The 11,994-nt window shown below is 51.9% G+C and carries 8 protein-coding genes; 7 read left to right on the top strand and 1 reads right to left on the bottom strand.

The window, feature by feature from the left end; all coding sequences use genetic code 11:
• The first annotated feature begins 141 nt into the window (after positions 1 to 141).
• Positions 142 to 1,251 carry an alanine dehydrogenase gene (gene ald / locus ABTW62_RS12560; RefSeq protein ID WP_430904917.1) on the top strand — a complete coding sequence of 370 codons (1,110 nt, stop codon included), beginning with the start codon at positions 142 to 144 and terminating at the stop codon, positions 1,249 to 1,251.
• 80 nt (positions 1,252 to 1,331) lie between these two features.
• Here ald and ABTW62_RS12555 read toward each other — a convergent pair whose 3' ends face one another.
• Complete coding sequence (locus tag ABTW62_RS12555; protein WP_430904916.1) at positions 1,332 to 1,847, bottom strand: CreA family protein; 516 nt, start codon at positions 1,845 to 1,847, stop codon at positions 1,332 to 1,334.
• 392 nt (positions 1,848 to 2,239) lie between these two features.
• On the opposite strand from ABTW62_RS12555, the gene ABTW62_RS12550 reads away from it, so the two are divergent.
• From ABTW62_RS12550 to ABTW62_RS12525, 6 genes are all read left to right on the top strand, one after another.
• Entirely contained in the window at positions 2,240 to 3,028 is a 789-nt protein-coding gene (locus tag ABTW62_RS12550; RefSeq protein ID WP_430904915.1) for an aldolase, read from the top strand.
• Positions 3,025 to 6,720: an ATP-binding protein gene (locus ABTW62_RS12545; protein WP_430904914.1), complete on the top strand. Its 3,696-nt coding sequence runs from the start codon at positions 3,025 to 3,027 to the stop codon at positions 6,718 to 6,720. The genes ABTW62_RS12550 and ABTW62_RS12545 overlap by 4 nt, the downstream gene beginning before the upstream one ends.
• Complete coding sequence (gene sucC / locus ABTW62_RS12540; protein WP_430904913.1) at positions 6,717 to 7,910, top strand: ADP-forming succinate--CoA ligase subunit beta; 1,194 nt, start codon at positions 6,717 to 6,719, stop codon at positions 7,908 to 7,910. The genes ABTW62_RS12545 and sucC overlap by 4 nt, the downstream gene beginning before the upstream one ends.
• 3 nt (positions 7,911 to 7,913) lie before the next feature.
• Positions 7,914 to 8,789, top strand: coding sequence for a succinate--CoA ligase subunit alpha (sucD, locus tag ABTW62_RS12535; protein WP_430904912.1), 876 nt, complete (start codon positions 7,914 to 7,916; stop codon positions 8,787 to 8,789).
• A 380-nt stretch (positions 8,790 to 9,169) separates the two neighbouring features.
• Positions 9,170 to 10,618 (top strand): D-alanyl-D-alanine carboxypeptidase/D-alanyl-D-alanine endopeptidase, encoded by a 1,449-nt coding sequence (gene dacB, locus ABTW62_RS12530; protein WP_430904911.1) that lies wholly within the window; start codon positions 9,170 to 9,172, stop codon positions 10,616 to 10,618.
• Positions 10,619 to 10,654: 36 nt separating this feature from the next.
• A complete protein-coding gene (locus ABTW62_RS12525) occupies positions 10,655 to 11,656 on the top strand; it encodes a ribonuclease T2 family protein (protein WP_430904910.1) in 1,002 nt (333 codons plus the stop codon).
• Positions 11,657 to 11,994: the final 338 nt, after the last annotated feature.

Raw genomic sequence — 11,994 nt, 5'->3', positions numbered from 1 at the left:
GGAAGCGATACGGCAAGCAGGCTGCAGTTCCTGGTGCTTGTATAGATGGCTTGAGTCGTACCCTGGAACGGAGGCTTTAATCAGTTGAGATAATCGGGTCCAGGGAACTGGTTTACCAACCTTAACAATACGAATACAGGCATGAATATTGGGCTACCCAGAGAGATCAAGGATAACGAATACCGGGTTGGACTGACGCCAGGCAGTGTGCATGCCCTGGTTGAACAGGGTCATCGGGTATGGGTGCAGTCTGGTGCCGGAACGGGGAGTTTTATCTCGGATGAAGACTATCGGTCGGCCGGGGCAGAGATCGTGCCGTGTGCCGAGGATGCCTGGGCTGCCCAGTTGGTCGTTAAGGTTAAGGAGCCAACCGAAGCGGAATATCGCTATTTACGAAAAGATTTATTGCTTTTTACTTATTTGCATCTGGCCTCGAATGAGACTTTGACAGAAAAACTGCTGGCCAGCGGCGCGAGTGCTATCGCTTACGAGACCGTACAGACTGCGGACGGCGCGTTACCATTGCTAAGACCTATGAGTGAGGTGGCGGGGCGTATGGCAGTCCAGGTGGGTGCGATGTATTTGCTCAAGACACAAGGAGGGCGCGGTGTTTTGATGAGCGGGGTGCCGGGCGTTGCGCCCGCTAATGTGGTGATACTGGGTGCGGGGACAGTCGGCTCGAATGCGGCCAGGGTGGCTGCCGGGATGGGGGCGTCGGTAACGGTTTTGGATATCAGTCATGATCGGTTAAGAATGCTGGATGACCATTTTTCCGGGCGGCTGCAGACCTTATTCAGTGATAGGCTGAATATCCAGGAGGTGGTGGGTCAGGCAGATTTGGTGATCGGGGCGGTGCTCATCCCAGGCGGCCGCTCGCCGTGGCTGATCAGCCGGGAAATGCTGCCACAAATGCGCAATGGTGCAGTCATTGTCGATGTTGCGGTTGATCAAGGTGGTTGCGTCGAAACAACGCGTGCGACGACGCATAGTGATCCCATCTTTGAACTGGACGGTGTGTTGCATTATGGGGTTGCCAATATGCCGGGTGCGGTGCCGCGTACGAGCACATTCGCGCTCAATAATCAGACAGCGGCCTATGTGCTGTCGCTTGCAAACGAAGGACTGGCTGCAATGCGGCATGACCGGGCATTATTGCGTGGTCTGAATATCTGTCGGGGTCATGTGACGCATCCCGCCGTGGCCCATGCTTTTGAATTGGCATGCGTGCCGCCGGAGGAGCTTATCGGCTGATGCCGTGAATGGGCCGGGCGGCGAGTGTGGCGGGTCGGAAATATCTATCCCCTCCGGTTCCGGATTTATCCAGTCTGTAATTAATGCCATGGCGTGATGGGGATCACTGAAATACTATTCTTGGGTGATCCTTCGATGATTCTGTCGCTGTAAGCAAGGTAGATCAGCACATTGCGCTTGGCATCGTAAAAGCGTACCACTTGCAATGTTTTGAACAGCAACGAGGTGCTCTTTTTGAACACTTCGTCCCCATCCACCTTACCGCTTTTTATTTTTTCCGATAATGTGATTGGGCCCGTCTGTCGGCAGGCGATAGAGGCATCTGATTTGTCCTCGGCCACGCCTACCGAACCGCTTATCCCGCCCGTTTTGGCCCGGCCCAGATAACAGGTTGCACCGGGAATATCTGGATCATCGAATGCTTCGACGACGATTTTGTCGTTTGCGCCCAATAACTTGAACTTGGTCGATACGCTCCCAATAGTCTCTGCCAACAGTGGTGGAGAAGATAAGCCAGTGGCCATCGCCCAAACCAGTAACCATGCGATACTGCTTGATAAATGCTTGCGATCAGATCTTTTCTGGTGGTGATGCATAGAAGTCCTCTTGTTTTGTTACTGAGAAAAAGGCAAGACAAAAATGCTTCTTCATTCTAGCATTAACCCGCAAGCAGGACGGACCGGTCTACTGGAAATCCGGGTTGCTATGCCGAATACGCGTTCCATACGATGAGCATATCGGAAGTTTCTGCGCCGGCATTCTGCATGATTCTGGGCATGTACAATAACATGTTGTTGTACAAAGAATAACTAACCATTATTATGGTTGCCAGGTCAAGTAACAGTGCTTTGCGTCAGTCTGGGCTATTCTTTGGGGGCGACGCTGGTCTTGGAGAAATGCAAGTTTCTGCCTGTTCGGGCGAAGGCACCCGGATCAGCAGAGACCCGGACTGAGCGAGTGATTTGGTTTTGATGATAGGAAATTCAGCATGAGCGGTGATACATACAGTCTCGATAAACAGCAGTTGATGCAGCGAACTTTTGATCAAATGGAGAGCGAAAGGCGGGAAACTGACTTTTCAGCTCGCCAGAAAATCGCGCTCACCTGCCGGATTCTGTTTGATAATGGGCATGATTCGGGATTGGCCGGGCAGATTACCGCCCGCGGAGATGCGCCGGGAACGTTTCTGACACAGCAGTTGGGATTGGGATTCGACGAAATCAGCGCGCATAATTTGCTGTTGGTCGATGAGGATTTGCAGGTATTGCAAGGAAGTGGCATGCCGAATCCTGCCAACCGTTTTCATGCCTGGGTGTATCGCGCGCGCCCTGATGTCAGTTGTATCATCCATACGCATGCGGTGCATACGGCAGCGCTCAGTATGCTGGAAGTGCCTCTCGAAATTTCGCATATGGATAATTGCGTGTTGTATGACGAAGTCGCTTTTCTGCCCAAATGGCCGGGCGTGCCGGTGGGCAACGAGGAGGGTGAGCTGATCGCGGGTGCGTTGGGCAGCAAGCGGGCATTGTTGCTCGCGCATCATGGGTTGCTGGTCGCGTGCACCAGTATCGAGGAATCATGCTTGTTGGCATTGGCATTCGAGCGGGCCGCCCGGATGCAGTTGCTGGCGAGTGCCGCTGGCACTATTCAACCGATCGAACCGGCATTGGGGCGTGAAGCGCACGACTGGATTCTGCGTGCGCAACGCAGCGCCAGCGCATTCGCCTACTACGCGAGGCGCTCGCTGAAACACCATCCAGACTGCCTGGTGGAATGATAGCACTGACTTCGCTTACTCAGCGATTTGCCATCTGGTTCGCGCTGGTGGCGTTATTGCCAATCGCGTTGGTGGGTTACGGCCTTTTGCATATTTTTGAAGGTGAAATCCACAGGTCGGCTATTCAGAAAGTGTCATCACTTGCCGACAAGAAAGTTGAACAAATCGATTTTTATCTGCGTGAACGTGTGCTGGATGCGAATGTGATCCAGGCGGCAGATACGACGCATCAGGCAATCCTCGAATTTAGCGAAGTGTTTGCGCGCGACGGGGTGGACTCCGAGAGCTACCACGCGCTCAATGCGCGTTACTATAATCATTTCGCCCGTTTTCTGGAAGGTGCGGGCTATTATGATCTGTTTCTGATTTCACTTGACGGTTGGCTGGTTTTTACCGTCAGTCATGAATCCGATTTTGCCACCAATCTATTTGATGGGCCCTACCGCGACACAGGCCTTGCCCATGTCTTCCGTCAGACCTTGGCGACACGCGCAAGCAGTCTCTCCGATTTCGAGCATTATGCGCCCTCTGATGGCGCGATAGCGGCTTTTATTGCCGTGCCCATTCTGATCGATGACGATTTGCAAGGCGTGTTGGCTTTGCAGATCTACAGCCAGCATGTATTCGATGTGCTGACCAATAATGTCGGACTTGGAGAGAGTGGGGAAACAATCGTGACCCGGTTGGAGAGCGAGCATTCCGCGCTGGTCATGGCGCCCTTGCGGGGAGATCCCGGTGCCGCCTTAGAGCGAAGCATCCCACTGGATGAACCGTTGTTTTCAGCAGCCGTTCAATATAGTCTGAGTGGCTTACCGGGCGGTGGCATAACGACCGATTACCGAGGCGAGCAAGTAGTGGCTGCATGGCGCTATTTGCCCCGAATGAACTGGGGAATGGTAGTGCAGATTGACGCGGAGGAGGCGTTTGCTTCCGTGCTGCAAATGCGCATTATGGGGCTGGTGGTGCTTGGGCTGACTTTTGTGGCTGCTATTTTGGGGGCGCTGCTATTTAATCGGCGCGTAGTGATGCCGCTCAAAAATCTGAATGAATGTGCGCAGGCGATCACCGCCGGTAATCTTCAGCAACATGTGCCTAGAGAGGGGTGGGATGAAATTGGGCAGTTGGCCAGCGCTTTCAATACGATGACAGACCGGTTGAATATTAGTTATCGGCATCTGGAAGCGCGCGTGGCCGAACGCACGGCCAGGTTGGAGCGGGTCAATGCTGAATTGGCCATCAAGGAAGAAGAAACGCGTTCTGTCGTTCAACATATGGTCGATTGCGTGGTAACGACTGATGAGCGTGGCGTGATGTTGTCAGTCAATCCGGTCATGGAGAAGCTGTTTGGCTACACCCCGGAAGAAGCAGTGGGACAGAATGTCGCGATCCTGGTGCCCGAGCCGGACCGGAGCCAACATGAGTTTTATATGCAACGCTATTGTGAAACCGGCCACGGTCAGGCGTACGTGGGCCGCCCCTATCTGCCGGGCGGGCATGGGGTTGGACTAGGGCGTGAAGTTGAGGGGGTGCATAAGAGTGGTGCGCTGATCCCAGTTTATCTTGCGGTCAGTGAGTATTTTGTGGGCAATAAGCGTCATTTCACGGGTGTGATGCGCGATATTCGCGAGCATGTCAAAATTCGTCAGGATCTGGAGCAGGCCCGGTTGGAGGCAGAGCAGGCCAATCAAGCGAAATCTGCTTTTCTTGCCGCCATGAGCCATGAAATTCGTACGCCGATGAATGGGGTGATCGGCATGATCGATGTTTTGAGCCAGACCAGTCTGAGCAGCTATCAGAAGGAAATGGCGGATCTGATTCGTGAATCGGCTTTTGCGCTGCTTGAAATCATTGAGGATATTCTCGATTTTTCCAAAATTGAAGCAGGCAAGCTGGAGATTGAGCAAGCGCCTATGTCTTTGGCAACAGTGGTGGAGCGCGCATGCGGAATGATGGAGCATTTGGCTGCCAGTAAAGGTATCGAGCTGACGCTGTTTGTCGATCCGGCATTGCCGGACAATGTGCTCGGCGATGCCTTGCGCCTCCGGCAAGTGCTGGTTAATTTGATCAATAACGCCATCAAGTTTTCAAGCGGCCTGCAGCGTCCCGGGCGGGTGGCAGTACAAGTCGTGCCAGTCGAATTGGGCGAGGATATTGCAACAGTGTCATTTCAGATTGCCGATAATGGCGTGGGGATGAATGATGCGATCATGGGGCGTTTGTTTACCCCCTTTTCTCAGGGAGATACCTCCACCACGCGCCGTTTTGGCGGAACCGGACTGGGCCTGACAATTTGCCGTCGAATAGTCGAGTTGCTGAAAGGTGAAATTTTTGTACGAAGCAAACCTGATGCAGGGTCTATCTTTACTGTTCAGATACCCTTCCGGGCTTTGCCGGGAGGGGCCGTTAATGTTGGCGGACAGGAGACCGATCTGTCGGGATTGTCGTGCCTGGTGCTGGGTCATGAAAAGGGGTTGGGCCGCGATTTGGCTGCCTACCTCCGCTATGCAGGCGCCAGGGTTGAGCTGGAGTCCAACTTGTCGCAAGCCCAGGCGCGAATCAAAGCCCTGCCTGCTGGCCAGTGGTTACTGGTTATTGATGCCGGTGAGGAAGAGCCCTGTATCGATGAATTGCGGGCGGCCTTTCGCACTCGATTCAATCTTGCTTTGCAAGACGAGCCGCATTTCGTGATCATTCGGCGTGGCCGGCGTCACCGCGGCCGTAAGGAAGGCAGAAAGATCGTGACACTCGATGGTAATATCCTTTATCGCGATGCTTTTTTACAGGCTGTGGCCGCTGCTGCGGGCCGGGCGGAGCTGGAGGATGATCAGGCCGTAGCTGCAGGCAGTGTCAGGGAGGTTGCGCCCCCTTCGCGAGAGGAAGCGCTGCGGCAAGGGAAATTAATACTGGTGGCCGAAGACAATGAGATTAACCAGAAGGTCATTCGCCAGCAGCTCGCTCTGCTCGGGTATGCGCTAGATGTTGCTTCCAATGGACGTGAAGCGTTGCGGCGCTGGCAGAGTGGTGAATATGCACTGATACTCACTGATTTGCATATGCCGGAAATGGACGGCTATCAGTTGACACAATCAATCCGTGCTGGCGATACTGACAAGCACCGAATTCCGATAATCGCATTGACAGCCAATGCGCTCAAAGGCGAAGCAGAGAGATGCCGCGTGCTGGGCATGAATGATTATCTGAGCAAGCCAGTGCAACTGGAGCAGCTTAAGGCAATGCTCGGCAAGTGGTTGCCTGAATCCGCTTCTGAGCCGGGGCGGCCAGCAGGCAAGCATGATATGCGGCCACAGGTGACGGATCAGAAAATCGCTCTCGATATTGCTGTGCTCAAAAAGTTGATCGGAGATGATCCAATTTTGATCCAAAAATTTTTACTGGATTTCCGTTTGGATGCCAGAAAAATTGCTGATCAATTACAGCTGTCCATAGGTGCTGGCCGATTCGATCAAATTAAGGCCGCTGCACACAAGCTTAAGTCATCCGCACGCGCAGTCGGAGCGCTGGCATTGGGCGAGTGGTGTGCACAGATCGAGGTCGCAGCGAAAAACTGTGAAGCGGAGAAATTGGCGGTATTGTTGCCGCAATTCGAAGCAGAATTGACTGATGTCGAGGCATATATCGGGAAGTGGGAAGTATATCCTGGTGAGCAGGATCTTCAAGAGGGGCCAAGATGAAAATTCATGAGTACCAGGCAAAAAAAATTTTAAGTGACTACGGTGTGCCTATTCCGGCAGGCGTGGCTTGCTTTAGTGTAGAGGAGGCGATTGTTGCGGCCAATCAATTGGGTGGAGACAAATGGGTGGTCAAGGCGCAAATCTATGCAGGTGGGCGCGGCAAAGCAGGCGGCATAAAACTGGCAAAGTCGATCGCAGAAGTCCGCCAGCATGCCGAAGCGATGCTGCATCGTCCACTGGTTACCCTCCAAACCGGTCCAGAAGGCAGGATGGTTCGACGGCTTTATGTCGAACAGGAGGTCAGCATCAGTCATGAATATTATGTGGCGCTGGTGGTAGACCGCGCTCAGCAGTGCATCAGTCTGATTGCCAGTGAAGCGGGAGGTATGGATATTGAGCAGGTCGCAGCGAGCACGCCAAACAAAATACACAAGATTTCGATTAATCCATTGACTGGACTTGAGGCACAGGATGCGAAGGCGATTGTGCGCCAGATCCATTTGCCTGAATCATGCTTTCCCGCAGCCATTTCCATGTTGAATGCGCTCTATCAGGCATTTGATGAGAATGATGTGTCATTGCTTGAGATAAATCCTTTGGTTCTGACGCCCGATGATCATCTGATGGCATTGGATGCCAAACTCAATTTTGATGATAACGCCCTTTTTCGCCATCCAGAGATCGCCGCTTTACGTGATCTGGAGGAAGAGGATCCGCTGGAAGTTGAAGCATCCAAACATGCGCTTTCCTATATTCCGCTGGATGGTGATATCGGTTGCTTGGTGAATGGTGCTGGACTGGCGATGGCAACCATGGACATTATCAAGTTGTATGGCGGGAGTCCCGCCAATTTTCTGGATGTGGGGGGCGGGGCGACGGCTGCCAATGTAACGGCCGCATTTAAAATTATGCTGCGCAATCCTCGTCTGAAAGCCATTCTGGTGAATATTTTTGGTGGCATCATGCGCTGCGATGTTATCGCCGAGGGAGTCGTGCAGGCTGCGCGTGAGGTAAGACTGGAAGTTCCATTGATCGTTCGTCTGGAGGGAACCAATGTCGAGTTGGGGAGAAAGATTTTGCAGGAATCCGGATTGTCCATCATTTCCGCTCGCAATATGGCAGATGCCGCCAGCAAGGCAGTTGATGCCGCCGCACGGTGTCAGTCTGAATCAGCTGTCAAGGGGGCATGATCGATGGCTATTTTGATTAATCGCGAGACACGCGTCATTACGCAGGGCATGACCGGTAAAACAGGACAATTCCATACCCGTCAATGTCGTGAATATGCCTATGGGAAGGATTGTTTTGTGGCTGGGGTTAATCCCAAAAAGGCAGGCGAGGACTTTGAAGGTATCCCGGTTTTTGCAACCGTCAGGGAAGCCAGGCAGAAAACGGGTGCGACCGTTTCTGTAATTTATGTACCACCTGCTCATGCCGCTGCCGCGATTGATGAAGCAGTCGAAGCAGAACTCGATTTGGTGATCTGTATTACAGAGGGCATTCCTGTGCGGGACATGCTGCGAACGCGTGCGCGCATGCGAGGAAAAAAGACCTTGCTGATTGGTCCAAATTGTCCAGGTATTATTACACCTGGCGAGCTGAAAATCGGTATCATGCCTGGTGCTATTCATCGGCCAGGCAGGATTGGTGTGGTTTCCCGGTCTGGCACATTAACTTATGAAGCCGTGGCGCAACTCAGCGAGCTGGGTTTGGGGCAATCGACCTGTATTGGGATCGGCGGTGATCCGATCAATGGTCTCAATCATTTGGATGTCATGAAATTGTTTAACGATGATAGCGAGACAGATGCCGTGCTGATGGTGGGCGAGATTGGTGGTACTGACGAGGAAGCGTGCGCCAGCTGGGTCAAAGCGCACATGAAAAAACCAGTCGTTGGGTTTATTGCCGGTGTGACAGCGCCCCCGGGCAAGCGTATGGGACATGCCGGAGCAATTATTGCCGGTGGCAAGGGGACGGCACAGGAAAAAATTGCTGTCATGGAAGCATGTGGGATTCGTGTCACGCGCAACCCGGCCGAAATGGGCAAGCTTTTAAAATCGGTATTGTGATCTTCATGATCGATCTATGAGGACTAAAATGTTGCGAGTTTTTGTTGTAGCTTTGGCGATAGGTTTGGCTGGTTGCGCCACGAGTAAGTATCCACCAGCTGAATCGGCTCAACCCATTCCTGGGCAGACGCCTCCTGATTCATTGAGCACGCCGAGGCCCTCTGGACCTTTGCCGCCCAGCACGCGGCCAGCCTACAATCTTACGGGTTATCCAAAGGCAACGCAGGAAGGTTATATAGATGGGTGTGAGACCGCAAAACGCACTTCTTATGCATACAAGGATGAAAATCGATATGTCAGCGATGGACAATATCGCATGGGTTGGGAGGATGGGTTCTCCATTTGTCGTGGGACACGATGACAGGATTTGATTTGATCAAATGATTCTTTTTACAACTTTACTCAGGGTCTGGTTGTTTGGACTGTTGATCGTTTTAATATTTCCAGCGAGTGCATCAAGTTTGCCGGAAGTTGTCAGGCAGGCGCTCACAAAAGCGCGCATTCCAGAAACAGCTGTCGGTGTTTATGTGCGTGAAGTGGGTGCAAGTGAACCGCTGTTCGCGATTAATGCCGATGTGGCCATGAATCCTGCCTCAGTTATGAAGCTCGTGACAACTTATGCGGGACTGGAATTGCTCGGGCCGGCATACACATGGAGAACCGAAGTTTATGCCAGCGGCGCGCTTGAGCAAGGCAGCAGACTCAAGGGCGATTTGATCATTAAGGGTTATGGCGATCCAAATTTAAATCTGGAAAATTTTTGGTTGCTCATGCGACAAATCCGGCAAACCGGATTGAAAGATATAACTGGCGATCTAATCCTGGATTATAGCCATTATAGTCTTCCTCCAGAAGATCCGGGCGCTTTTGATGGGCAGCCCTACAAGACCTATAATGTACTCCCGGAAGCGTTATTGGTGAATTACCGTACTTCGGCATTGCATTTGTTTCCTGATCCGCAGCAAGAGGGGGTGCGAGTTGTCGCTGACCCCGAGACGCCATTGCTGGATTTGCAGAACAACATAAAGCTTACCAAAAAAAAGTGTGGCTACTGGCGGAATACAGTTCGCGCCGATGTGCGTCGTCACGAGGCAGGAAATGGTCACGTCTCGGTATTGCTCAATGGTGATTACTCTGTTGATTGCGGCCAAAATACATACTATTTAAGTTTGCATGAGAGCGCCGCATATATTTATGACCTGTTCAGGGATTTATGGTCGCAACTAGGCGGTACGATCGAAGGTGGCGTGCGACGCGGTACAGTGCCAGAGTCGCTGTCCCCTCTCAAGGTTTATCATTCGCCCCCGCTTGCTGAAGTCATTCGTGGCATCAATAAATACAGTAATAATGTAGCCGCCAGGCAACTTTTTCTCTCCCTGGGTGAAACGCAGGCAAACGGGGGTAAGTTTGTTTCGCTAGACCTGGCTTATACTGCGATTCAGCAGTGGTTATTCGTCAAGCGCTTAAATTTTCCTGAGCTGATCATCGAAAATGGCTCTGGATTATCACGCAGAGCTCGAATCAGCGCACGTCATTTGGGCGATTTGCTGCAGGCAGCTTACCATAGCCCCGTCATGCCAGAATTAATGGCTTCGCTGGCAATCGTGGCCGTCGATGGTACTGCTAGGAAACGATTGAGGAATTCGGGGGTGGCGGCAAGAGCGCATATAAAAACCGGATCATTGAGAGATGTTTCTGCTGTCGCAGGTTATGTATTGGGGAAAAACAACCGGCGCTATGCTGTCGTTTTTATGGTCAATCATCCCGCTGCGGCAAATGCAAAGCCCGCTATCGATCGCTTGCTGGAGTGGTTGTATCAGAGTGCATGAGCTTGACAGAGACGTAGGTAATCCAAGCAGATAGAAATGCGTAGATGTCGTAATGTAATATTCATTATTGGTTGGCTAAGTGCATGCCTAATAGTTGCCGGCCCTGCCTGGGCGGCCCGCTTTGCCGGCGAAATCAAGGCTACTCAGGCGTGTCCGGCCTATTTCTCAAAAAATAAGCAGACCAATCCTGGCGACATTCGGCTTGAGCCGGGAAAAGCCTATGCCGTATTCGAAGCAAACCGAATTCAAAATCCATTATGGTATCGAATTAGAGTTCCAGCCGCGCAGCCGGCGGAGCGATGGGTCGAGGCAGCTTGCGGGGTTGTCAGGGAGAATCCGCCGCATCAAAGCGCTGTCAGCAAATGCAATGTGGCCGGCAAAGTGGACAGCTTTGTCCTGGCTTTGACCTGGCAGCCTGCCTTCTGTACGATCAATTCCCACAAAAAAGAATGTCAGACAATGGGTTCCGACAACAGGCGAGTAGCAGGGTTTACGCTGCATGGCCTATGGCCCAACAACAGTGCATGCGGGATCAATTATGGCTTTTGTGGCCAAATCAGTGCGCCAGCAAAGAATTTTTGCAGCTACCCGGCAATTTCACTCAATCATTTAATTCGCGAGTCGCTGAATGAAGTGATGCCCAGCGCAAAAGGGCAATCATGTCTCCAGCGGCATCAATGGCATAAACATGGGGTTTGCCAAACCACTTGGAGTGCGGACGAGTATTTTGAATTGTCAATAGGATTAACCCATTGGTTCAATCAGACAGGCATGGCGCGCTTAATGCGAAGTGTGCATGGGCAGGTCGTACGGACGGATGCGTTCTTGGATGAAGTGGCGGTGATACTGGGAAATGTCGCGCGCAGAAAAGTAGTGCTGATCTGCCAGCAAAATAAATTGCTAGAAATGCGATTAAATTTTGCGGCGGACCTGGCGGTAGAAAAAGATCCCGGGAAACTGGTGGCGCGTGCGCCGGATGCTAAGAAGAATACGAGCTGTGGTGAAGCATTTAGAGTGGTGGATATAACGCATCAATAAGGGATAGGCAAGCGAAATTGACATGCGGACCGCATCTCGGCAGTATGCTGCAACACAGAATGATCAATGCAATCAGAAGCTGGTTTTTGTTGAGACGCAGAGAACGTAATGCGCACGGGAGCAATGGGTTTCGTAATAAAAAAGGTCATGAATTGAATAAGTGTTGTTCGACGTTTTTCAGGGCGATTATGATGGCTTGCAGGAATAAATAGCAGGCAGTGAATAAAAGCCTTCTGTATGCTGTTGATTGTAATGAGAGTTATGAGAGGCTCTCATTAATGATTGCGAATTTTGGAAATTCTTTTCGAAAAAAAGTATTGACGCGCTTTCTAGGCTCT

The sequence above is a fragment of the Nitrosomonas sp. ANs5 genome (assembly GCF_050584665.1).
Taxonomy (GTDB): Bacteria; Pseudomonadota; Gammaproteobacteria; order Burkholderiales; family Nitrosomonadaceae; genus Nitrosomonas.
Note: the sequence above shows the minus strand (reverse complement) of the source record. Positions and strands in the feature narration are given on the sequence as shown.